The organism is Methanobrevibacter sp., assembly GCF_030539875.1.
Taxonomy (GTDB): Archaea; Methanobacteriota; Methanobacteria; order Methanobacteriales; family Methanobacteriaceae; genus Methanocatella.
In genome coordinates, this window is record NZ_JAUNXI010000003.1 from 42,476 (window position 1) to 67,728 (window position 25,253).

The 25,253-nt window shown below is 31.5% G+C and carries 22 protein-coding genes; 15 read left to right on the forward strand and 7 right to left on the reverse strand.

The window, feature by feature from the left end; all coding sequences use genetic code 11:
• Positions 1-11: 11 nt before the first annotated feature.
• The 6 genes from pstA to Q4Q16_RS01665 all read right to left on the reverse strand — a co-directional run bounded on the left by pstA (position 12) and on the right by Q4Q16_RS01665 (position 6,044).
• Positions 12-863, reverse strand: coding sequence for a phosphate ABC transporter permease PstA (gene pstA / locus Q4Q16_RS01640; protein ID WP_303345721.1), 852 nt, complete (start codon positions 861-863; stop codon positions 12-14).
• A complete protein-coding gene (pstC, locus tag Q4Q16_RS01645) occupies positions 860-1,738 on the reverse strand; it encodes a phosphate ABC transporter permease subunit PstC (protein WP_303345723.1) in 879 nt (292 codons plus the stop codon). Before pstC ends, pstA begins: the two co-directional genes overlap by 4 nt.
• A gap of 25 nt (positions 1,739-1,763) precedes the next feature.
• Positions 1,764-2,579: a phosphate ABC transporter substrate-binding protein gene (locus Q4Q16_RS01650; RefSeq protein ID WP_303345725.1), complete on the reverse strand. Its 816-nt coding sequence runs from the start codon at positions 2,577-2,579 to the stop codon at positions 1,764-1,766.
• A 317-nt stretch (positions 2,580-2,896) separates the two neighbouring features.
• Positions 2,897-3,784, reverse strand: coding sequence for a PhoU domain-containing protein (locus Q4Q16_RS01655; protein ID WP_303345727.1), 888 nt, complete (start codon positions 3,782-3,784; stop codon positions 2,897-2,899).
• A gap of 132 nt (positions 3,785-3,916) precedes the next feature.
• Entirely contained in the window at positions 3,917-5,077 is a 1,161-nt protein-coding gene (locus Q4Q16_RS01660; protein ID WP_303345729.1) for an MFS transporter, read from the reverse strand.
• Between the two features lie 10 nt (positions 5,078-5,087).
• Positions 5,088-6,044 (reverse strand): PLP-dependent cysteine synthase family protein, encoded by a 957-nt coding sequence (locus tag Q4Q16_RS01665; protein WP_303345730.1) that lies wholly within the window; start codon positions 6,042-6,044, stop codon positions 5,088-5,090.
• A 159-nt stretch (positions 6,045-6,203) separates the two neighbouring features.
• Here Q4Q16_RS01665 and Q4Q16_RS01670 point away from each other — a divergent pair, with 159 nt between their 5' ends.
• The 9 genes from Q4Q16_RS01670 (at position 6,204) to Q4Q16_RS01710 (ending at position 18,400) form a co-directional block, all read left to right on the forward strand.
• On the forward strand, positions 6,204-7,763 hold the full coding sequence (locus tag Q4Q16_RS01670) for a ClC family H(+)/Cl(-) exchange transporter (protein WP_303345732.1): 1,560 nt from the start codon (positions 6,204-6,206) through the stop codon (positions 7,761-7,763).
• 107 nt (positions 7,764-7,870) lie between these two features.
• Complete coding sequence (locus tag Q4Q16_RS01675; RefSeq protein ID WP_303345734.1) at positions 7,871-8,389, forward strand: hypothetical protein; 519 nt, start codon at positions 7,871-7,873, stop codon at positions 8,387-8,389.
• Between the two features lie 266 nt (positions 8,390-8,655).
• Positions 8,656-9,627 carry a methenyltetrahydromethanopterin cyclohydrolase gene (gene mch / locus Q4Q16_RS01680; RefSeq protein ID WP_303345735.1) on the forward strand — a complete coding sequence of 324 codons (972 nt, stop codon included), beginning with the start codon at positions 8,656-8,658 and terminating at the stop codon, positions 9,625-9,627.
• Positions 9,628-9,878: 251 nt separating this feature from the next.
• Complete coding sequence (locus Q4Q16_RS01685) at positions 9,879-10,712, forward strand: DUF4013 domain-containing protein (RefSeq protein WP_303345737.1); 834 nt, start codon at positions 9,879-9,881, stop codon at positions 10,710-10,712.
• A gap of 104 nt (positions 10,713-10,816) precedes the next feature.
• Positions 10,817-11,362, forward strand: coding sequence for a rubrerythrin (gene rbr, locus Q4Q16_RS01690; protein ID WP_303345739.1), 546 nt, complete (start codon positions 10,817-10,819; stop codon positions 11,360-11,362).
• Between the two features lie 83 nt (positions 11,363-11,445).
• Entirely contained in the window at positions 11,446-11,991 is a 546-nt protein-coding gene (gene rbr / locus Q4Q16_RS01695) for a rubrerythrin (protein WP_303345741.1), read from the forward strand.
• A 167-nt stretch (positions 11,992-12,158) separates the two neighbouring features.
• Entirely contained in the window at positions 12,159-13,574 is a 1,416-nt protein-coding gene (locus Q4Q16_RS01700; protein ID WP_303345744.1) for a nicotinate phosphoribosyltransferase, read from the forward strand.
• Between the two features lie 4 nt (positions 13,575-13,578).
• Entirely contained in the window at positions 13,579-14,559 is a 981-nt protein-coding gene (gene bsh / locus Q4Q16_RS01705) for a choloylglycine hydrolase (RefSeq protein ID WP_303345746.1), read from the forward strand.
• Positions 14,560-14,758: 199 nt separating this feature from the next.
• A complete protein-coding gene (locus tag Q4Q16_RS01710; protein ID WP_303345747.1) occupies positions 14,759-18,400 on the forward strand; it encodes a C1 family peptidase in 3,642 nt (1,213 codons plus the stop codon).
• Positions 18,401-18,414: 14 nt separating this feature from the next.
• Here the strand turns inward: Q4Q16_RS01710 and Q4Q16_RS01715 are convergent, their stop codons facing one another.
• Positions 18,415-19,113: a thymidylate synthase gene (locus Q4Q16_RS01715; RefSeq protein ID WP_303345749.1), complete on the reverse strand. Its 699-nt coding sequence runs from the start codon at positions 19,111-19,113 to the stop codon at positions 18,415-18,417.
• 247 nt (positions 19,114-19,360) lie between these two features.
• Between Q4Q16_RS01715 and Q4Q16_RS01720 the strand changes: the two genes are divergently transcribed.
• The 6 genes from Q4Q16_RS01720 (at position 19,361) to Q4Q16_RS01745 (ending at position 25,248) form a co-directional block, all read left to right on the forward strand.
• A complete protein-coding gene (locus tag Q4Q16_RS01720; RefSeq protein ID WP_303345750.1) occupies positions 19,361-19,933 on the forward strand; it encodes a helix-turn-helix domain-containing protein in 573 nt (190 codons plus the stop codon).
• A 168-nt stretch (positions 19,934-20,101) separates the two neighbouring features.
• Complete coding sequence (locus Q4Q16_RS01725) at positions 20,102-21,766, forward strand: AMP-binding protein (RefSeq protein ID WP_303345752.1); 1,665 nt, start codon at positions 20,102-20,104, stop codon at positions 21,764-21,766.
• Positions 21,767-21,827: 61 nt separating this feature from the next.
• Positions 21,828-22,670 carry a pantoate kinase gene (locus Q4Q16_RS01730; protein WP_303345754.1) on the forward strand — a complete coding sequence of 281 codons (843 nt, stop codon included), beginning with the start codon at positions 21,828-21,830 and terminating at the stop codon, positions 22,668-22,670.
• Positions 22,663-23,205 (forward strand): SAM-dependent methyltransferase, encoded by a 543-nt coding sequence (locus Q4Q16_RS01735; RefSeq protein ID WP_303345756.1) that lies wholly within the window; start codon positions 22,663-22,665, stop codon positions 23,203-23,205. The genes Q4Q16_RS01730 and Q4Q16_RS01735 overlap by 8 nt, the downstream gene beginning before the upstream one ends.
• Before the next feature lie 112 nt (positions 23,206-23,317).
• Positions 23,318-24,109, forward strand: coding sequence for a 2-amino-3,7-dideoxy-D-threo-hept-6-ulosonate synthase (locus tag Q4Q16_RS01740; protein ID WP_303345757.1), 792 nt, complete (start codon positions 23,318-23,320; stop codon positions 24,107-24,109).
• An 8-nt stretch (positions 24,110-24,117) separates the two neighbouring features.
• Positions 24,118-25,248 (forward strand): 3-dehydroquinate synthase II, encoded by a 1,131-nt coding sequence (locus Q4Q16_RS01745; RefSeq protein ID WP_303345758.1) that lies wholly within the window; start codon positions 24,118-24,120, stop codon positions 25,246-25,248.
• The last annotated feature ends 5 nt before the right edge of the window (positions 25,249-25,253 follow it).

Consider the following 25,253-nt stretch of genomic DNA (forward strand, 5'->3'; position numbering starts at 1 on the left):
CTGTTTTTATTTTATTTTCCCATCATTTTTTTCTGATATCTGTTTACATAGTAGTTTGTAAGAAATGTTATTACTAAAACAATAATTACAAGAACTGTTGCAGTTCCGTATGCATTGGGAAGGGAAACTCCTTCTGTTGCCAGGACATATAGATGTAGAGGCAATGGTCTTCCAGGATCAAACATTGAAATTGGAATTGAAGTAGCAGAACCTACAGCATACATAACAGCTGCTGCTTCTGAAATAACTCTTGTTATTGCTAAAATAACTCCTGTAACAATTCCAGGAATTGCTGCAGGTAGAATCACTCTGGCAATTGTCTGCCATTTTGTAGCACCTAGACCAAAACTTCCTTCCTTATATGCACTTGGAACTGAAGCTAGTGAAACTTCCGCAACTTGGAAAATTGTTGGAATTGCCATAATGGCCAGTACCAATCCTGCTGAAAGAACAGACCATCCTAATCCTAAAAAGATTACAAAGAATGATAATCCGAACAGACCAAATACAATGGAAGGGATTGAAGCTAATGTTTCAGCACCAAAGCGGATTAATTTTGTTAATAATCCGTTTTGAGCATATTCGGCCATATAAATTGCAGCGCCGACACCTAAGGGAGTAGCTATTAAAACTGCAATAAATGTAACATATAGGCTTGATATTATCATTGGAAATATTCCGCCGGATTTTCCTGAATCGGCTACATCTCCAAAAATGAACTCAGGGCTACATACTGGAAGTCCGTTTACAAGAATATATCCTAAGATAATAATTAGAATGGATAATGTTAAAACTCCTGATAAAATGAAAACATTATTCATTATTTTTTGAGAGGTTTTAGGTGTAATAAAATTAAACTTCATAATGAACCTCCTCCAATGTCCATTTTATATTTACGTTTTATATAATTTGCAATAACTAATAACAATACAATAATAAAGAACAGTATTACTGCAGTTGCAAATAATGAATTATAATGAATGCCAGTTGCATAATTCATTTCCAAAGCAATATTTGAAGTTAAGGTTCTAACTGGATCAAATATGGAATGAGGTATTTCTGCAACGTTACCTGCAACCATAATTACAGCTAATGTCTCACCTACTGCCCTTCCCATACCTAATATGACGGCTGTTACAATGCCTGGTAGTGCTGCTGGAAATATTACTTTGCTTATGGTTTGCCAGCTTGTGGCACCTAATCCTAAAGATGCCTCTTTATACTCATGAGGAACGCCTGATAAAGCATCAAATGATACTGAAATGATTGTAGGTAAAATCATCACTGCTAAAATGATTCCTGCAGTGAGAATGCTAAAACCGGTACCTCCAAAATAATGTCTTACTAATGGAACAAGAACTATAAGGCCGAAAAATCCATAAACTACTGATGGAATTCCAGATAAAGTTTGAATAACAGGTTTTAAGAAATTTTTAATCTTTTCATCTGCTACTTCTGCCATAAATATGGCACATAAAACTGACAGCGGAACTGCTATAATCAGGGAAATTATAGTAACGCAAAGTGTTCCGATAATCATTGGAAATACTCCGTAGTTTCCATCACTTGGAGACCAATCCATACCTAATAAAAATTGAATAAATCCATTTTCCTGAAATGCCGGCAGCCCTTCAATGAAAATAAATCCTAATATAACCAATATCGTAATAATAGAAAACATTGCTGTTAGAAGTAACCCTTTTTCTATAAAAAATTCTGATAAATTCTTTTTGTTCATTTTAACCTCTTTAAATTTTTTCTAATCAATTTGTATTTTTAATTATTTTCTCTTCTTCTAGAATCTTTTGACCTTCAGGACCATTTACCCAATCGATAAACTCTTTTAATTCAGGTGATGGTGTTCCTTTAACAAGGAATAAAAATGGCCTTTGTAATTCATATGAACCGTCGGCAATTGTCTCAACTGTCGGGTTTACTCCATCAATTGTAAGTGATTTTACATCACTTGACATATGGGCAAATGATACAAATCCGATTTCATTTTCATCTTGTTTTACAGATTTTTTTACAGATTCAGTTGAACTTTGTACAATTGCATTATCCTTGATATCAGTGTCTTTTCCTAAAACGATATTTTTAAATGCATTTAATGTACCTGATCCTTCTTCACGAGTAATAACATTAATCTCTCCGTCATTTCCTCCAACCTGATTCCAATTTGTAATTTTTCCTGAAAATATGTCTTTTAATTGTTCTTTTGATAAATCGGTTACTGTATTTTTATTGTTAACTGCAATTACAATTCCTTCCTGACCGATATTGTATTCTGTAAGTCCTGCCTTTTCATCTTCTTTTAATTCTCTAGAACTTGTTCCAATATCTCCAATACCTTCGTGAACGCTTTTAATTCCTACGCTTGAACCTCCACCTTGAACATTAAAATTAACATCGGGATGTGTTTCTTTGTATGCTTCAACAAGTTTTTCAGCTACTGGCTGTACTGATGATGATCCTACAATATTAAATTGAGTTGAACTTCCAAAAAATGAAACCAATGTAATTCCAACAATAATAATGATAATTGCTGCCATTATTGCAATAGCTTTTTTATTTTTCATTTAGATATCACCATAATTTTATTTTAGAATGTAACTTTTTATTGTGTACACAATTAAAAAATTATTTTTTGCATATTTAAAGGTTACTAAATAAGAATTATTATTCACATATTGTGAATATAATTAAATTAAATAATGCGCCTCAAAATAATATATGTCCTAAAATGAGAATAAAAAATCATCAATTGCACAATTTTGAAGAAAAATCAAAAAATAAGAAGAATTTCATATATAAAATCAGATTAAAGAAATTAAAAGAAATAAAAAAAGAAAACAAAAACAAATAATGGAATGATTATGTCATGAATAACTGAATGTTATTCTCTAAATGTACGGGGAATTGTTGGTCTTGGGATGTCTCTGTGAAATTCAGCAGCCAGTTCCATAATTTCAACTGAAATGTCACCCATTCTTTCAAATGATTTAACTACTCGGGAGATATACAGGTAGTAATTAGATCTTTCAACATCATCAAAAGAAGTTTCAGCCATCTGATTGGCAATTTTAGTCATGGCTTTTTGCTGATATTCATGCATTTTTTCTTCTGAATCCATTAAATCTCCACGTAAGGATAATTTTTCATTAATAAATGCGTCAGTTGCACATGAAATGGATTGTTGTGCGTATTTATGCATTTTTTTTAGAATATTTAAAAGCTCATCATCAACAGTGGACTCATCATTTATGACAAATTTGGCAACATGGCCTGAATAATCGCCGATACGTTCATAATTATAGGCGGCTTCATTGAATAATATTATTTTAGAAAGTTTAAAGTGAGGATTTATGTTAACAATTGTTTCAACAGAAGAGCGAACCTTTTCAAACATATTGTTGGTGGTAAAATCTAATTCCAATGCCTCTTCAGCAAGCTTTTTGTCATTTTTTAAAACAGATTCAAAGGACAGTTCAACCTGTTTTTTGACATGTTCCGCCATGTTGTTCAACATATTTTCAATTAAATAATAAGCGGAATTCTGCTTTGAGCTAAAAGTGGAATCCTGAGAACCATAAACTTCGTCATATTTTTTTAAATCGATTACATATGACCTTTTAACAATGTCTTCATCAATTAACGGTTTAAGCAGCTGAGTAACGTATCTGCGGCTAAGCCCCAGTTTAGCAGCAATTTCTTCCTGAGTAGAGGGATTATCATATAAAATGACATCTAAAATATCTTCCAATGTTTTATTGCGTCTTGCCAATGAAATTCCTCCGTTTAATGTTTAATAGTAAACATATTATAATCTTAACATTTAAGTATTAATAATTATGTTATTTTCAAATAATAATCTTAAAACCGCTAATTACTTTTAAGGATAGCTGCCCATTAGCCATCAACTGTATTTTAATTTAATCAGGTTTTTATCAATAATGTAATATAGCACTATAAACGCTCCTGCCAATGGAATAATTGCACCTATAAATATTGACATTATGCCAAAGCCATTTACTAAAAATCCTCCGATTGCTGATCCGATGGCTATTCCTCCATTTAAAATGCTTACGAAAATTCCGTTTGCAAGCTCTGGAGTGTCGGGTAGGGAACATGCTTCGACATATTGAATGAAATTATAACCCATTCCATCTAAAACCCCTAAAATAAGAACTAAAATCACTGCAAGAATTGTAATTGAACCGAGGAAATACAATGCACTAATCATTATAATGCAGACCAGCTGAAATCCTATTAAAGTCAATTTATCTTTTTTTATTAGGATTTTCCCGCCAATCCATGTGCCGAAAACTGAAACCAAACCATAAATAAATAAAAGGGCGCTTAATTTGTATGTGTAAATGTGTGTCACTGCTTGCAGGTAATAGCTCAGATAACTATAAACAATACAAAATCCGATTGGCATAAGTATAATTCCGAGGGTAGGCAATAAGAAATTCTTTGATTTTAGAGAAGATAGTGAAGCTTCATATTTTTTCTCTTTTCCCTTTAGTGTAGGGAAGAATATTGCCACCAGGATTAATGATAAAAAGTTTATGGCGAAAATCCATAAAATTGTAGCCTGATATCCGACGGTTGTACCTATAAATGTTGTAATTGGCAGTCCTAAAATACTTCCAATTGAAATTCCAAGTAAAATTAATGTTATATAATCTTGTGATTTGTCTGAAGGCGCTATTTCCTCTGTAAATGTAAGGGCAGTAGCTAAAAATCCAGGATATATGATTGCAGGTATTACCCTTAAAGCCAGCGCAAAATAAAAATTATGAACAAATATGCTTATGAAGTTGCAGACTGAAAAAACTGATAAAATAAAGATAAATGTCTTTTTCCTTTCATACTTTGAAAAGAAAACAGGTATGAATAATCCGCAAATGGCTATTGTAAAAGTAAATGAGCTGATGAAAAGTCCCACTGTAGCTATTGAAATATTAAAATAAAGTGATATTTCTTTTACAATGCCCACAAGACTTAATGGTGTGTTAATTGCAAGGGTGGATATCACCAGTATATAAACAAGTATTTTCGGATTGATTTTCATTTGAATCCTGTTATATTACTTCAAAACCAAGAAGCTTTACTTTATTGGAAAGCAGTTCCGGATTGTCATCGATTTTTTCGGATAATTTGGTTGTGATATATTTTTTATTGTCATCAGCAAATACTGTTGCTATTTTAAAGTCATCATTATCCATTAAAACACTGGCTAAAAAATTCGCTCCACTGGATATGCCAATACCTAAACCGAATTCTTTGGCTATCCTTTTGGACATATTTATAGCATCTAAATCATCGATTAAAATGATGTCGTCAATTAAATCTTGCTCAATGATTCCTGGAATGAAATCGTCCCCAATTCCTTCAATCATGTGGCTTCCCTCTTCCATTCCCATTTTAAGAATGGAAAGTGTACTTGGTTCTAATGCAAAAATCTTGGAATAGGGATTATATTCTTTTAATTTCTTACCAATTCCCATAAGTGTTCCTCCAGTTCCAATGCCTGAAACAAAAGCATTGATATCTGGAATCGCATCAATAATTTCCTGGCCTGTTTTAAATTGAGCTTCTACATTTAATTTATTATCAAATTGGAGTGGTCTATATGCACCATTTTCTTTTGCAAATTTTTCTGCAAGTTCAAGACCTCTTTTAAATCCGCCTTCTTCTTTAGATATAAGATGAACATGAGCCCCATACATTTCAATAAGCTTTCTTCTCTCAATAGATACCCAGTCAGGCATGAAAATATGAACATCATGACCATATAATGCGCCGATGGCGCTAAAGGCAATGCCTGTATTTCCACTTGTAACCTCTACAATGGCCTGACCATCCTTTAAATTACCATTTCTTCTTTCTGTTTCAATAATGTATAATGCAATTCTATCTTTTATACTCCCGGAGTAGTTGTAATACTCAAGTTTAGCATATATGTCACCTGTTTTTCCCTCATATTCATAATTAATCTTTATCATCGGCGTATTGCCAACTAATTTTTTAACATTCATAATATTCAATCCAATTTAATAATAAATAACATTATAAACTATATATTTATCTTTTAAAATACTTTTTTAAAATAAATGCCGTTTTGTAATCATTTTTTCAATTTTCATTCAATGATGATTGTAAATAATTTATATGATATATTATAATATTATTAAGTAATGAAAAATCTTGAAAAAACATTAAGGTCTATTTTCACCAATCCCAAGTATATTTTCCGTTTGACTATTCAGGGTTTGATGGTAGGTGTCTTTGCCGGATTGATGGTATGTTTATATCGTTTTTTGCTTTACGGTTCAGAAAATATATTGAGAAATTATTTATCTATAATCAATGGAAATCTGTTTTATATAATTTTATTTTTCATTGCATTGGTTATCATGGGTCTTTTAGTCGATTGGTTAACAAAATGGGAAGTTGACTCTGCAGGAAGTGGAATACCTCAAGTTTATGCTGAAGTGAAAGGGCATATGGAAGCTAATTGGATAAAAGTATTGTTTTCTAAAATCGTATCGGGAGTTTTAACAGCTCTTGGCGGTTTATCACTTGGTCCTGAAGGTCCATCAGTTCAAATTGGTGGTATGGCAGGAAAAGGGGTTGCCAAATTATTTAAAGGATCAAAGAATGATGAGTTAAGATTGATTTTAGTAGGTTCTGCAGTTGGTATTACGGCAGCATTTAATGCTCCGTTAGCAGGAGTATTATTTGTTTTTGAAGAAATCAATCATGGATTCGATAAAAATTTAGTATTTATTGCACTTGTATCTGCCATTTCATCTGATTTTATATCAAAACTTATATTTGGTCAATCAACTGCTTTAACATTCCCTATTCCAAATATTCCATTGGAGTATTATTGGTTGTTGATTATTTTAGGAATTCTGATTGGAATTTTTGGTTATCTGTATAATATCGGAATGGTAATGTCAAGTGATTTGGTAAATAAACTTAAAATTCCATCTTCGATTAAATTTGTATTGGTGTTTGTAGTATCTGGTGTTGTTGCTCTGTCAATACCTGAAATAAGTGATGGCGGACACTTCATGTTGGATATGTTAGATGTAGCCATACCTTCTTTCGGTGTTTTAGTTTTACTTTTAGTTTTAAAATACTTGTTTTCAATGTTTTCATTTTCATCCGGTGCTCCGGGAGGCATATTTTTGCCGATTTTAGTATTGGGGGCTTACATTGGAGCGGCTTTTGGTTCGGTAATAGTTCCGATTTTTGGTTTTGAACATGATTTGATTTATAAATTCATTGTTATTTCAATGGCGGGATTTTTTGCAGCAACAATCAGATCCCCCATTACAGGGGTTGTTTTAATCGCTGAGATGTGTGGGTCTACTGAATCTTTAATTGCTATGATTATTGTGTCACTGTTGGCTTATATAGTTCCGACTATTTTAGGCAATGAACCTATTTACGAATCCTTGTATGACAGGCTGCTTTTAAAGAAAAATAAGGACTTTATTAAAAAACCTTCAAAACATATTTTATCAGAATATGTAGTTCCTCTTGATTGTAATTACATTAATTTTAAAATTAAAGACATACCATTCCCGAAAAATGCGATTGTAGTTTCTGTTATTCGCAATGGTAAATATGTAATTCCTACAGAAGATTTTAATCTTCTATATGGTGACCAAATCCATATATTGTCTGACGTTAATGACTATCCTTTTGTTCGTGAAGAAATTGAAAATTTATTCAAAAGTGCATAAAAAAAAGCCATAATTGATAAAGAAAAGTAATAATTTATAAAAAAGATATTCAAATGATTAGTAAAGTATAAATATCTGTAAACATATATTACTTTTGAGGTGATTTTATGTATAAAAAGATATTAGCATTATTGCTTTTTGTATTCTTTTTAGTAGGTACTGTAAGTGCTATTTCTGCAGAGCCTATTAATCAAGATATTGAAAATATAGCTGATGAATTTAATTATCTAAATGATAATCAAGATATTGATGATTTGGATGATGATATTTCTGATGTTGAACTTGGTGAGGACATTCTTTTAATGGAAACCGATAATCTAAATGATACTCAGGATACTGATGATTCAGATAATAATGAAAACGTTTCTGATGATGACCTTGGAAATGACACTGTTTTAGATGACGATATGAATGAAACAGATGATTCAACAAACTCTACAGATGATGATGTAATTCCAATTTCTGATGATGAAATTGACGATAACAAAGCAGATGAACACGCTGATAAAGATATGAACAATAACATGGGCAAAACCAAATTAAAAGAGACTGGTATTCCAGCAGTTATTTTAGTATTGGTCATGATTGTCGCAGCTGTCGTTCCATTATCACACAGGAAAAAATAAATAAAAAATGATGATGAATATTCATCATCATATTCTTTTTTTTTAAAACTCGAAAATTAACTTTTGAATATGTTCAGTTTATTCAGTTGTAAACTAAAAAAAAATTTGCATATAAGAATTTACTTTTATCGGCACTCGAAAAGAATGTCTCTAATTATTTAATTACTTATTTTAAAATTCATTTAGGCAAATATAAATATTAATTGCAATAAAAATCTATTCAATAACTTAACATTTTAAGTTACTATTTAATATGAGGTTAAACTATGGTAAGTGTAAACATAGAAGCTAAAAAAACCGTAGATGTAATGATTGAAAAAGCAGATGAATTAAACATCGCTGTTGAAACTTTAAACAACGGTGCTACTATTTTAGATTGTGGTGTAAATGTAGATGGAAGTTTTAAAGCTGGTGAACTTTATACTAAAGTTTGTCTTGGCGGACTTGCAGATGTTGGAATTTCAATTCCAGGAGATTTATCTGAAAAATTTGCTCTTCCTTCAGTAAAGATTAAAACCGACTCACCTTCTATTTCAACCTTAGGTTCTCAGAAAGCAGGTTGGTCTGTATCTGTAGGGGATTTCTTTGCATTAGGTTCTGGTCCTGCAAGAGCTATTGCATTAAAACCGGCTGAAACTTATGAAGAAATAGGATATGAAGACAAAGATGCTGATTTGGCAATCTTAACTTTAGAAGCTGATGTATTGCCTGGAGAAGATGTTGCTCAGTATATTGCAGATGAATGTAATGTTGATGTTAAAAATGTTTATTTGCTTGTAGCTCCTACCTCTTCCCTTGTTGGATCTATTCAAATTTCCGGTAGGGTAGTTGAAAACGGAACCTACAAAATGTTGGAAGCTATAAAATTTGATGTAACTAAAGTAAAACACGCTGCAGGTATTGCACCTATTGCACCTATTGACCCTGATGGACTTAAAGCAATGGGTAAAACCAATGATGCAGTATTGTTCGGTGGAAGAACTTATTACTATGTAGAATCTGATGAAAATGATGATATTGCTGATGTAGCAGCTAAATTACCATCTTCTGCAGCTGACGGATATGGAAAACCATTTTTCGATGTATTTAAAGAAGCAGAATTTGATTTCTACAAGATTGATAAAGGAATGTTCGCTCCTGCTGAAGTAGTAATCAATGATTTAACTTCAGGTAAACTTTACAAAGAAGGATTTGTAAACGTAGATTTACTTAAAAAATCCTTTGGTTTAGATGAATAATTATATTCATCTCTTTTCTTTTTTAAATATTCTTTAAAATTAATCAGTTTTCAAGTTTTGTTATTCTATAATGCTGGATGCAATAACTGAATAATTTTCAAATAATTATACTTTTTTTTATTTTATCAAAAATCGATTTTAACCAATATTTTTAATTAAATTTTTCAGTTTCACATAAATTTTAAATATTATCAAATTTAAATTATATTACATACTCTATTGGGTATTTTATTTAAAAAAGGTGTTTTAAAATGGAAATTACTGATATAATTAAAGAATCATTTATTTTCCCATCAAATAATATGGATAAACTTGCAATTTTCATTGTTTTATCTTTTGTTATGGGTTTATTACTTGTTGGAGGAATTTTTTTAATAATATATGGTATTGATTCGTATTTATACTTAATTTTAGGAATAATTCTCTTTATTCTTTCATTAATTGTAGCATTTATCACTTCAGGTTATCAGATTAACATTATAAAATCAGGTATTGACTTGGAAGATAATGCTCCTGATTTTGACTGGAAAAATAATGCAATATTAGGCATTAAGAATTTTGTTCTTTCTATTGTTTACTTGATTATTCCTACAATTGTTACAGTAATCATGGCATTTATAACAAATATTCCGGGTAATTTTACAAAAGCGGCACAAGAATATGCAATATATTATTATAGTCCATATATGGCATCTAATTCAACTTCAGCTATTGTTCCTGGTGTGTCTGATGCAACTATGTCAGCATTATTATCTTCAATGGTTATAACTGCAATTGTTGCAATTATTGTATTTATTATATTTTTGTTCATTCAAACTATTGCTGAGGCAAGATTAGCAAATACAAACAGTTTAACTGAAGGAATTAACATTCCAGAAGTTCTCAAAGACATTCCAAGAATAGGTGTAAGTAAAACTATTGCAGTTATTCTTTTATTGATAATTGTATCTGGTGTTATTCAAGCTATTTTAGGTTATTTATCTGGTGTAATACAGCCATTAGCTATTTTATCAATAATTGTAACTCCTTACTTAGCGTTTTTCCTAAAAAGAGGAGTTGGATTGTTATATTCCGATATTGCATAGGAAATTATTATTAATTTCCTTTTAATTTTTTAATTTTTTTTTTTTTTTTGAAAAGCTTTTTATTTGATAAAAAGTATATCCATTAATTAAGGGAGATGTATATTATGGTTGATTTAAAAGGTAGTAAAACTGAAGAAAATTTAAAAACAGCATTTGCCGGTGAATCTCAGGCACATACTAAATATAAATACTTCGCAGCTAAAGCTAAAGAAGAAGGATATGTGCAAATTCATGATATTTTCATGGAAACTTCTAAAAACGAAAGAGAACACGCTAAAATCTGGTTTAAATTTTTGCATGACGAAGATATTCCAGATACAATAGCCAATCTTAATGAAGCAGCTTCCGGTGAAAATTATGAATGGACTGAAATGTATAAGGAATTTGCCGAAACCGCACGTGAAGAAGGCTTTAATAAAATCGCATTTTTATTTGAAAAAGTAGGTGCAATTGAAAAAGAACATGAAAACAGGTACAGAACATTACTTGCCAATGTTGAAAACGGCACCGTATTTAACAAAGAAGAAGATATTGAATGGAAATGTGAAAACTGCGGATTTGTATTTTCAGGATCTGATGCTCCTGAAAGATGTCCTGTATGCGGATTTCCTAAAGCATACTTTGAAGAAAGAGCTACTAACTTTAAATAGCCTTTAATTTTTATTTTTTTTTATTTTTAAGTTAGTAATTCATTTCTAAATTTCATATAATTATTTTTTGGAGAGGATAAAAAATGGTAAATTTAAAAGGAACTAAAACTGAAGAAAACTTAAAAATAGCAATTGCCGGTGAATCTCAAGCACGTGTAAAATATGAATTTTATTCATCTCAGGCTAAAAAAGATGGTTATGTTGAATTTAAAGAAATTTTCAAAGAATCATCTGACAATGAAAAAGAACACGCAAAAGTATGGTTTAAACTTTTACATGGAGGTAAAGTACCTGATACTGAGACTAACCTTATAGATGCGGCTGCTGGCGAACATTATGAATGGACTGAAATGTATAAGGAATTTGCCGAAACCGCACGTGAAGAAGGTTTAGATGATGTTGCTGTTTTATTTGATGCAGCTGCAGCTACTGAAAAAGCCCATGAAGAAAGATACAATGCTTTATTAGAGAAACTCAAAACAGGCAAAGTATTTAAAAAAGATGAAGAAATTGCATGGAAATGCAATAACTGTGGATACATTCATCATGGAAAAGAAGCTCCGGAAGTTTGTCCTTTATGTAATCATCCACAAGCTCATTTTAGAAAACAAGATACTAGCTATATCTAAATTAATTAGGAATGGAGTTTTTATTACTCCTTCCTTTTTTATATGGTGTATCTGCAGGTAAATTCTTCTATGCAAAATTTTATTTATTTTTCAATTGAATCTGTATTTTTTTCAATTATTGATTTTTGGCAAAGACATTATATAATTAATATCAGGTAAGTGATATTATGATTGAAAATAACATATGTTTATTAACAGACAGTTATAAATTGACTCATCATTATTTTTACCCTAAAGGAACAGAAAAAATCTATTCTTATCTTGAAAGCAGAGTAGGTGCTGAATTCAATAAAACTATTTTTTATGGATTGCAGTATATTATAAAAAAATATTTGGAAGGTCCTGTTGTAAACCCGCAAAAAATAGAAGAGGCAAGTGAACTTATTTCAAGTCATATAGGCGAGGATATTTTCAATGAGGAAGGTTGGTATTATATTTTAGATAAGTATGAAGGATATCTTCCAATTGAAATAAAATCAGTTGCTGAGGGAACTCCTGTTAATGTGGGAAATGTGTTGATGACTGTGGAAAACACAGATAAAAAGTCATTTTGGTTAGTTAATTACTTGGAATCTCTTCTTCTGCAGGTCTGGTATCCGTCAACAGTTGCAACATTGTCAGCTGAAGTAAGAAAGTTGGCAAACTTTTATCTTGATGTTACTGGGTCCTGTAAGGACAATATGGATTTTATGTTGCATGATTTCGGATATCGTGGTTCCAGCTCAACAGAATCTTCAATGTTGTCAGGTTCTGCTCATTTGCTTAGTTTTTCTGGAACTGACACTATTGCTGCATTAACTATTCCTAAAAACTATTATAATGATTCAAATTTATATGGTTTTTCAGTTCAGGCCACAGAACATAGTATAATGACTTCATTAGGTAATGATGGTGAATTTGAACAGATTTTGAATGTTATTAATAATGCAAAAAACGGAATATTGTCTGTTGTTATAGACTCCTATAACTACAGAAACTTCTTAACCGAAGCTGGAAAATCCAATACTCATTTAAATAAAGCCATTAATGATTTCTTGGATATTGATGGAAATAAAATCGTATTTAGGCCGGACAGTGGTGATCCGGTATCAACTACTATTGATTGTTTGAATATCCTGGAGGAGGGTTTTGGATCTTATCTGACAGACAAGGGATATAAGGTGTTTGATTCAAATATTGGCCTTTTATGGGGTGATGGTCTAAACTATCATAAGATTAGGGATATACTATTTGCAATGAAGTCAAATGGATGGGCAGCTGAAAATATTGTATTTGGTATGGGTGGAGGTCTTCATACCTCTGTAAACCGTGACACTCAAAGAAATGCATTTAAATGTTCAGCTCAATTGCGCAATAATAAATGGTTTGATATTTATAAAAATCCTCTAGATTCAAGTAAAAAATCCAAAACAGGGAGATTTAAATTAATTAAAGAAGATAATTCCTTTAAAACAGTAGCTATTGATTCATATGGGGAAGATTATCTCAGACCAGTATTTAGAAATGGTGAACTGTTAATTGAAGATACATTTGGTGATATTAAATCAAGAACATTAAAATATTCAAATTTTTTGGTAAGGTGATAAAATGTGCACATCACTCAGTTATATGACAGAAAAAAATTATTTTGGACGTAACTTTGATTATGAGATTTCTTATAATGAAAGAGTTATAATAACTCCTAGAAACTATGAATTTAAATTTAGGGAAATTGATGATATTAAATCTCATTATGCAATAATCGGAATTGCAGCAGGTATAGATGAATATCCTCTATATTATGATGCATGTAATGAAAAAGGATTGGCTATTGCCGGTTTGAACTTTCCAGAAAATGCAGTCTATAATGAAATTAAAGAGGATATGGTAAATATCGCTCAGTTTGAATTGATTCCATATATACTTGGCTGTGCAGGAAGCATTGATGAGGCTTGTAATTTATTAGATGAAATTAATTTGGCAAATATTAATTTTTCAGATAAATTGCCTGTATCTCAACTTCACTGGATGCTTTCTGATTCAAGCGGGAAATCTATTGTAGTTGAATCATTAGAGGACGGTTTGAAAATATATGATAATCCTGCTGGTGTTTTAACTAATAATCCTCCTTTTGATAAACAGTTATTTTATTTAAATAATTTTAGGAGCTTGTCTAGTAAAAACCCTAAAAATACTTTCTCAAAGGAATTTGATTTAGAAGAGTATTCAAGAGGAATGGGTGCAATCGGACTTCCTGGGGATTTATCTTCATCATCCAGATTTGCAAAAGTTGCATTTACACGTGCAAACTCTTTGTCTGATTCAGATGAAAACAGCAGTGTTGGCCAATTTTTCCATATTTTAGGTTCTGTTGAACAGCAGAAGGGCTGTACTTTCATAGCTGATCCTGATTTATATGAATATACTATTTATTCATCCTGTTATAATACTGATGAAGGAATATTGTATTATAAAACATATAATAATGCTCAGATTACAGCTGTAAACTTAAATAATGAAGATTTGGATTCCAATAATTTGATTAATTATCCATTAATCAATGAAGAACAAATTAACCTTATTAATTAATTCTTTTTTTATTTTTTTTACAATATTTTAAATAAATTTCACAATTTACACACAAAATTAAATAAAAATAGTATTTTTATATATCAATTTTAATATTTTCATCTAAATTTAAAATATTATTTATATTATGAGCTGTTTAAATAATAATGATGATTGTTAATTTTCACTATTCGCCATATCTTAAAAAGGAGGAACTGTTTTGCATAAACTTAAAAAATCTGCCGTAATATTTTTAATAGCTTTAATTTTTATTATTCCAACTGCATATGCCAGTGATAATCAAACGGAACTGAGTTTAAATGGTGATGAGGGTGTTTTATCCGATTCATATTATTTTGATGCAGGTGTTGCTGATGATATGGGAAACGGATCAATCGATAATCCTTATAAAAGATTAACAAAAAATAGGATTAAGGATGACTCCACTATTTATTTAAATAATGGAGTATATGATAATGGAGTTTACAAACAGGTTTCTAATTTAACCCTCATTGGTAAAAGTTGTGAAAACACGGTTATTGGGAATTTAAATTTAGAGATTAACGGTTATTTATTGGTTTATAATGTAACTTTTATTGATTGTAAAATTACCAGTTATGGAAATGTTTCATTGTTCAATTCAATTTTTAAAGATTCTTCATCATCAAATGGAGTTTTAACTTTGAATTCAAAAACATTTCTTAATATAACTAATTGTACATTTACAAATAACTCTGTAAGTGATTATGGAGGAGTTATATGTGCAAACAATTCAAATATAAATATTTTCAATTCAGTTTTTGATGGAAATTCTGCAGAAAAATTTGCAGGAGCCATTTATTGCGATAACCGGTCAATGGTGACAATTAAAAATTCAAATTTTACTAATAATCATGCGAAAAATGATGCAGGTGGGGCAATATATGCTATAAACTCAACCATTGTAGCAGATTATTTAAATATTTCAAATTCTTCAGCTACTTTTGGCGGTGCAATAACTTCCCTTAATTCCAATCTGCATCTGACTAATTTCAAATCTTCCAATAATAAAGCAAAATATCGTGGAGGTTCTATTTATTCAATTTACGCCAATCAGACAATTGTAAATTCTACATTTGAAAATAACACTGCATTGGACGGCGGCGCCATATTTATTAATTATCCTTTTTTACTAAATCTAACTTCAAATAAACTGATTAAAAATAATGCTTTTAACATTGGCGGAGCTATTTACATATTGTCTGATAAAAATAATTCTATTTTCAACAATACCTTTTTAAATAATTCTGCTGTATTTAATAATGATTCATATGAAACTGAATTGCCTAACTTGGCAATTGGAAATGGTGACTATATTCTAATTTATCATAATCAGCCTTTCATTGGCGATTTGCCAAGTAGCTATGATTTAAGAACTCTAAATCAGGTAACTCCTGTTAAAAATCAGGGTAGCGGAGGTAACTGTTGGGCATTTGCAGCATTGGCCAGTTTGGAATCTTGCATTTTAAAAGCAACAGGTAAAACTTTTGATTTATCTGAAGAAAATATGAAAAATTTAATGGCATTATACTCTGATTATGGATGGAATATGAATCCTAATAATGGAGGTTTTCCTTCAATGGCAATTGGATATCTCACTTCCTGGTTAGGAGCTATAAACGAAAGCGATGATAAATATTATAGTTTATCTGCATTATCTTCAGTATTTAACAGTTTTATTCATATTCAAAATATTTTATTTTTAAACAGAAAGAATTATACTGATAATGATGAAATAAAAAGGGCAATTATCGAACATGGAGCTGTTTCAACCAGTATTTATTGGAAAACTGATTATCAAAATGGTAAAAGTTACTATAATGATAATGTTTCCAGTGCTAATCATGCAGTAGCCATTGTTGGATGGGATGATAATTATTCAAGAGATAATTTTAATAAACCTGCTCCTGGTGATGGTGCATGGATAATTAAAAACAGTTGGGGCAAGTATGCAGGAGAAAATGGATTTTATTACGTTTCATATTATGATTTAAGTATGGCCCGTATTAACGATCCATCAAAATCATATACTTTTGTTTTATCAGATTCAATTAAATATGATAAGAATTATCAATATGATATTTCAGGACAAACAGATTACTTATTTAGTTCATCAAGTTCAGTCTGGTATAAAAACAGGTTTACAGCAACTGATGAGGAATATCTAACTGCTATTTCAACATACTTCCAAAAAGAAACATCCTGGAATCTATATGTTTATGTAAATGGCGAGCTTAGATTAACTCAGTCAGGCAGTGCTGGTGCAAGCTATAAAACAATTGAATTGGACCAATTTATTCCTCTTAAAAAAGGGGATGTTTTTGAAGTTGCAATTAAATTAACTGCTGATGGTGATGTAGGTGTTCCAATTTCAGAATACTTCTCTTTAAGTCATTTGCTTTTTGGTAAAAATGTTTCTTATATAAGTTATGATGGTGAAAACTGGTTTGACCTGTTCGATTTTAAGGGAAAATATCTTAGTCATACATATCACGGCTTACAAGTGGCTTGTATTAAAGCATTTACTGTATTGAACAAAATCAATTCAACAATTGCACTGATTGTTGATGATTTAAATCCTGTTGAGTTAACTGCTATAATATTAAATCAATATGGAAATCCAATAAAAACAGGTAAGGTGACCTTCAATATTGAAGGAACCGACTATGCTGCTGATGTTATAAACGGTATCTCGAAGTTTTATTATAAATTTAAAAATAATGAAAGTAAAGTAATATCCGCTAGTTTTAGTGATGTAGGATATATTGGGTCTTCTTTTAATATGACCATTATTCCAAGACAAGGTTCAATAATGGCGGATGATTCTGTTTATTATTATAATGAAACCATTTATTATTCGGCTTTACTGCTTGACAATAACATGAAGCCTGTTTCTAATAGGGAAATTAAATTTAAAATTAATAATACTGAGTATGTTGCTTTAACTAATAATGAAGGTATTGCAACTGTTTCTCTTAAATTAGATTTAAACAGTTACGATATTGAAATTGGTCTTAAGCATGATGAATTTAGCTTAGCTAAAAAAATTACAGTCAAATCTTCAATTAAACTTCCAACCAACAAAAGATATGCTTACAATTCAAAATATTATGCTGCTCTTTTTGATGCAGAGGGCAATCCTATGTCCAATTGCAATTTAAAAATGATTATTAATGATGCATCTAAGTATGTAACCACTGACAGCAACGGTTATATTAACTACAATATTGCTTTAAATCCTGGGTCCTACTCAATCATTATCATAAATCCAAAAACCAATGAGCAGTCAACTCAAACAATCAGTGTTGTTTCAAGAATAACTCAGAATAAGGATTTGACAATGTATTATGGTGCCGGAAGCTATTATAAAGTTAAGGTTGTAGACGATAATGGAAAAGTTAAGAAGAATCTTAAGGTATCTTTTAAAGTAAATGGCAAGACATATTATAAATACACTAATGAAAAGGGATATGCATCAATTAAAATTTCGCTAAAATCGGGAAAATATACAATTCTAACTACATATAAGGGATATAAGGTATCTAATAAAATCACTGTTAAGCCAACAGTCATAACAAAAAATATTAAAATCAAAAAAGGAAAAACAGGCAAATTCACAGCTAAATTAATCAGCAGCAAAGGCAAAGTTTTAAAATATAAAAAGATCACTTTTAAATTTAAAGGCAAAACATACATTATTAAAACAAATAAATATGGAATAGCTACTTTAAAGATTCCTAAAATAAAATCGATTAAGAAGTATTCAGTAACTACAAGTTATGGTAGTCAGAAATATAAAAACACGATAAGCATTGTAAAATAAGGTTGGATATAACCCTATTTATTTGCTTTTATTAATTTACGGGCTGCTTTTAAGTCAGTATTGTAAATGTGGCCGGAGGTTGAGTGGTAGTGAACTCCGCCGAAGTTTAATTTTTCACCGACAATTTCTTTGTTGACCTCTTCTTTCATTTTAAGGCCCAAATATGCGATGAAAAACATGTTTGAGTAAAAAGCACCAAAAATGTCATTGCTTCTAAATATGCAATGGATAGTCAATTCATTGTCACGAACAATACATTGTAAAAACTGAAGGCATGGAATATCTTCTCTATCTGCATCAAGTTCAGGGTCAATTGTAACTGCAACTGCACGATTGGAACCGGTAGCAGTTAATATTCTTTCTTTCATGGTGTTAAATTGATCAACATCAAAATGTGCAAAAATACGGTTGGGATAAGTATAAACAAATCCCTGGTCGTCAGGATTTTCAGCAGATTTTACATACTCATAAAGAGCATCACTTTTAATGGGACAACCTTCTATGTCGAATTTGCCAGATTTAATATCACTTAACATCATGTCGGTAGTATAATGTTGATATTTGGCTCTAAATTTCAAATCTAACGGGTCATCAATAATATAAAAGTTACCTAAGCTTTCAATTAAGTGATGATTAGAGTCTTTATAAGTTTCATTTCCTTGTTTTAAGATTTTACTTACAAAATCTAAATAACATTGATTAATGGTTAGCATAATATCAGTCCTTTATTAAATAAATTTATGTTTTTAATAGTATAAATTAATATCTAGACAGACATGTGACAAAGCACTAACTAATCTATTTTTCAATGACAATTTTTGATAGAAAGTGAATATTTATTTTTTTATTATCTCGAAACCGATTATTTGTTTAGTTTTAAGATATGTTTATATATAGAATTGAATATAATTATAAATACTTAAATCTTTTTAAGTAAATCCAAATTTAAGATGTGAAAATATGACAAATGAAGATTTTGCAAAAAAAATTAAAGACATAAGAGATAGGCAGAATATGACTATTGAAGAACTTGCTGAGAGAAGTGGGGTAAAACTTGAAGTTTTACAAGCTATGGAATCTGGAGAAGTTATTCCCTCACTTACACCATTAACTAAAATGGCTAGAGCGCTTGGTGTACGTTTAGGTACTTTCCTGGATGATACTCCGGAACTCGGGCCGGTTGTTACCAGAAATGGTAAAACTGAAAATTCACTTTATTTCTCAGGAAGAGAAGATGTAACAAATTCATCTAATTTAGAATTCCACTCATTAGGTGCAGGTAAAATCGATAGAAACATTGATCCTTTCATAATTGATATTGATTATGAAGAGGGTGATAAGGAATTATCTTCTCACGAAGGTGAAGAATTCATTTATGTATTGGAAGGAGAAATTGAAGTAATTTATGGAAAAGACTCATATATTATTGGAAAAGGAGACACAATATTTTATGATTCAGTAGTGCCTCACCACCTTCACGCAAGTGGGGATGATAAGGCAAGAATCCTGGCTGTATTATACACTCCATATTAGATTAGAATAGATAGGACTTGGTAAAATGTTTGAGATAGTATTAAAACAACAAAAAATTGAAAAAAGGTTAATTGGATTTTTCACTCGTAGTTTGGATTTGCGTTATTTGTTGTTGTGTTTGCAAGAATATTTTACAAGTTTAAATGAAATTAAAATGGAGGTTTTCCAATGAGCGAATTATTTACAGAACTCCCGCTAGGGAAATTTTTTGAATCAATGGTTGAAAAACAACCAGATCATGAATTTATTATTTATCCGGATAGAAATTTAAGATTTACATATAAAGAATTTGATGAAAGAGTTGACGATTTAGCAAAAGGAATGCTGGCTATTGGGATTGAAAAAGGAGATCATGTTGGTATATGGGCTAAAAATGTGCCTGAATGGTTAACTTACATGTTTGCAACTGCAAAAATCGGTGCAACAATTGTTACAGTCAATACTGCTTATCAATCACATGAATTGGAATATGTTTTAGGTCAGTCTGATATGAAAGCATTGGCTATGACTGATGGATTTAGAGATACAAGCTATTTTGATATTATAAATGAGCTTGTACCTGAACTTAAAACTTGTGCTAGAGGTCATTTAGTAGCTGAAAAATTCCCTCATTTAAAATTTGTTTTCCATGTAGGTCAGGAAAAGCATCGTGGAATGTTTAATACAAATGAATTATTACTGCTTGGTCAAAGCTATGATGATGATAAATATCAGGAAATTAAAGATTCAGTTACTCAAAATGATGTAATCAATATGCAGTATACTTCCGGAACTGAAGGTTTCCCGAAAGGCGTAATGTTAACTAGCCGCAATATTGTAAACGACGGTTACTACATTGGGGAAAATATGAATTACACAGAAGAGGATAAATTACTGTTACAGGTTCCTCTTTTCCACTGTTTCGGAACAGTTCTTGGGGTAATGGCTATTATAACTCACGGTTCTACAATGGTTGTTCTTGAAGAGTATGATCCGTTATTGGCTATTTCTTCAATTCAAAAAGAACAGTGCACCTCCATTTATGGGGTGCCTACAATGTTTATCGGCATGATGAACCATCCGATGTTTGACATGTTTGACATGTCTTCACTGCGTACCGGTATTATGGCAGGTTCCACTTGTCCTGTTGAAACCATGAAAGATGCAATCGAAAAAATGAACATGAGGGAAATCACAAGTGTATACGGGCTTACTGAAGCTGCACCAGGTTTTACACAAACCAATGCATCTGATTCATTTGATAAAAAAATCAATACTGTTGGACGTAAATTCCCGAATATTGAAGTAAAAATCGTTGATCCTGAAACTGGTGAGGAAGTAGGTGTTGGTGAAACCGGTGAGATTATGTGCAGAGGATTTAATGTTATGAAGGGATATTATAATATGCCTGAAAAAACTGCAGAAACAATCGAACCAGACGGATGGCTTCACTCAGGAGACCTTGCAACTGTTGATGAAGATGGATATTACTCAATTGTTGGCCGTATCAAAGATATGATTATTAGAGGCGGGGAAAACATCTATCCTCGTGAAATTGAAGAATTTTTATTTACACATGAATGTGTGCAGGATGTTCAGGTAGCTGGAATTCCCGATGAAAAATACGGTGAAATCGTTGGAGCATTCATCATTAAAGAAGAAGGCTTTGATGATGTTACTGAAGGAGATATTCGTGATTTCTGCATCGGGTCTATTGCAAGGTATAAAGTGCCTAAATATGTGTTTTTTGTTGATGAATTCCCACTTACTACCAGTGGTAAAATCCAAAAATACAAATTAGGAGATATTGGCCTTAAATTATTAGATGAAAGGCGCCAGAGAGGAGAGTTATAAACTCTCTTAAACTTTTTTTTAAATAATAAATTTTAATTATTTTAATTTACAATTAATAATTATGAGTGTTTTTGTCCCCGGCCATATTACCGGTTTTTTTGATATTGAAAATCACGAGTCTAAATTAAAAAATGGATCTTGTGGTGTTGGTTTTTTAATAAATAGTGGTGTTAGAACCACAATTTCGGAATCTGATAACTTCAGTTATGAAGTTAATCAAGGCAATGGCATTATTATTGAGGAAGTTTTAAATATTTTTAATTTGGATGATATTGATTTTAAAATTGTTCAGGATATTCAGCTTCCTGTCGGAGCAGGTTTTGGAACATCAGCTGCTTCAGCCTTAAGCCTGGCCCTTGCTTTAAATGAATTTTTAAATTTAAACTATTCTAAGGAGTTGTGCGGTCAGATAGCTCACATGGCCGAAGTTAATTTAGGTGGAGGTTTAGGTGATGTTATAGCTCAAACAGGTCATGGATTGGTTTTAAGAACAATGCCGGGGGCTCCGGGAATCGGGGAGATTGAGTCATTTAATGAAGATGTCTATGTTGCTTTTAAAACATTCGGTTCAATTGAAACTTCACAAATCATCACCAACCCGGAACATAAAAAAATTATTTCAGATGTCGGATTAAAATATTTGGAGCTGTTTAAAAAAGACCCCTGTTTAGATAATTTTTTAACTTTTTCTAACAAGTTTTCTCATGAAACCGGCCTGGTGTCAGACGAAGTGAAAAATCAAATTGAGTATTTTAATTCTATAGATGATATTCTGGGAAGTTCCATGGCCATGCTTGGAAATACTGTATTTGCATTTGCATATGATGAAAAGGTATTTGAAAATTTAAATATTGATGGATTGCATATAGATAAACTAAACAATAAAGGTATCTTTTATGATTAAACTAAGTTATGATGTAATGGAATACAGATTACAAATCCTTGATTTAACAAAAAATGGAGATACAATAATAGAATTGGGATGTCATATTGGAAATACAACTAAAATACTGCTGGACAATTTTAAAGATTCAAAAATAATCTCTCTTGATAATTCTCCTGAAGCTTCTAAAAATATGAATAAACTGTCATGCGATAATCTGGATTTTATTAACGCAGATGTGCGGCTTCACGAAACACTTCTTGAAGTGTTTAAAAAGATTCAGAATTGTGATATTTTAGCTATTGATTTGGGCGGAGGATATCATCCGGATACAGTTTTTAAGGTTTTTTACATATGGTCCTCTACATTCAAACCAAAGCACACCATAATCAGAAACAGGGGAATTTTAGAATTTTACAATTCTGCCGACGGCAGCGGTGAAAAATATAAATCCTGCGAAGGTTATCTTGATTCATACCACGATTCCGGAATTCCTCCGCAAATCAAAGAATTTGAATTGTGGACACCATCACTTAAAAGTAAGCAGAACCTTTGAATTCAATTTTAATTTTAATAAAAACCATTGTTTAAATGGACTTTTTTTCTATAATTAAAATTATATACTTTAATCAAGAGATATATTATTCATAGTTAATGAGGTTAAAAAAATGATAGGTAAAAAGATTCGTTTAGAAAGAATCATAAACAGAAACACCGGAAGGACTGTAATTGCTCCAATGGATCACGGAGTATCAAACGGTCCGATTCCAGGCATAATAAACATGGACGAAACTGTTGATGAAATCTCTAAAGGAGGAGCAGATGCAATATTGATGCACAAAGGTATTGTACAGCAGGGACACCGTGGTTACGGTTGCGATATTGGGCTGATTGTACATTTGTCAGCAAGTACTTCTCTTGCACCTGACCCAAATGATAAGGTAACTGTAACTAGTGTTGAAAAAGCTATTCAGCTTGGAGCCGATGCAGTGTCAATCCATGTAAACCTCGGAAGTGAAACAGAAAGTCAAATGCTGCAGGAATTAGGTGAAGTTGCTGAAACATGTGACTACTGGGGTATGCCTCTTCTTGCAATGATGTATCCTAGAGGACAGAAAGTAGAAAATGAACATGATGTGGAATTTGTAAAACACGCTGCACGTGTAGGTTCTGAACTTGGAGTGGACATTGTAAAAACTAATTATACTGGGGATCCTGATTCATTTAGGGAAGTTGTTGAAGGAGCTATTGTGCCTGTTGTTATTGCTGGCGGCCCTAAAGTTGATACTGATGAGGAGTTATTGCAGATGGTTAAGGATTCTCTTGAAGTTGGAGGAGCAGGTGTTGCATTTGGACGTAATTTGTTCCAGGCTGAAAATCCAGGTAAAATTACAAGAGCCATATCTGAAGTTGTTCACCATGATCTGGATGTAGAAGAAGCTTTGGATTTCTTAAAATAGGTGGTTGAATGCAAGAGAAGTTCGCTTGGATAAGCACTCCTGATGAATTATGGGAAACCAAAAAAGAAATGATTACCACTGCGTTGGAATCAGGCATTAACTATGTTTTGGATTTGGATGACATTGAACAAATCAGAAAACTTGGAAATGTAAAAATTATTGCAAATACTGATGATGCAGATATCTTTTTGGTAGGCATTAATAGTGAAGGAGATGGCTTTGTTGAATTAAATGAGGATTTTAAAGATTCTATTGACATTGCCAATGCAAAAAAAGCAAAAAGCGAAGGAAAAACAGTTTGTGCATTTATAAAAATCACTGATAAAGCTCATGAACAATTGGCTGTTAAATTAGGTTCGATTGTAGATTATATTATACTTGTTGCAACTGACTGGACAATAATTCCTCTTGAAAATATTATTGCTGATTTGCAGAAATCAGACGTGGAAATTATTGCGGCAGTTCGTGATTTGGATAGTGCCCGTGTTGCTCTTGAAACATTGGAGCATGGAACTGACGGTATAATATTTGAAGCAAATGACTTTAACACAATCAAAAAAATAGCACAAAATGTTGTTGAAGCATCACAAGAAAAATATGAATTGCAAATAGCCACCATAACTAAAGTAAAATCTCTCGGTTCAGGTGATAGAGTATGTATCGATACTACTGACATGATGAAGCCTGGAGAAGGAATGTTAGTTGGTTCTTATTCAAAATTCATGTTTTTAATACATTCTGAATCACTTGAAAGTGAATATGTAGCTTCAAGGCCGTTTAGAGTAAATGCAGGACCGGTTCAGGCATATGTGATGGTTCCTGGAAACAAAACAAGATATCTGTCAGAATTGGTTGCCGGTGATGAAGTGCTAATCGTTAACAGCGAAGGTGAGACTAGAACTGCATATGTTGGAAGAAGTAAAATTGAGAGAAGACCTTTAATGCTAATTGAGGCTGAATATGAAGGCCAAACTATCAGGACACTTCTGCAAAATGCAGAAACTATCAGGATAGTTGATGAAAATAATAATCCTCTATCAGTAGCTGATGTAAAAGAGGGCGATAAAGTTAAAGTATATATTGAAACTAACGCGCGTCACTTTGGAATAGCTATTGATGAAACAATTATCGAACAGTGAGGTTG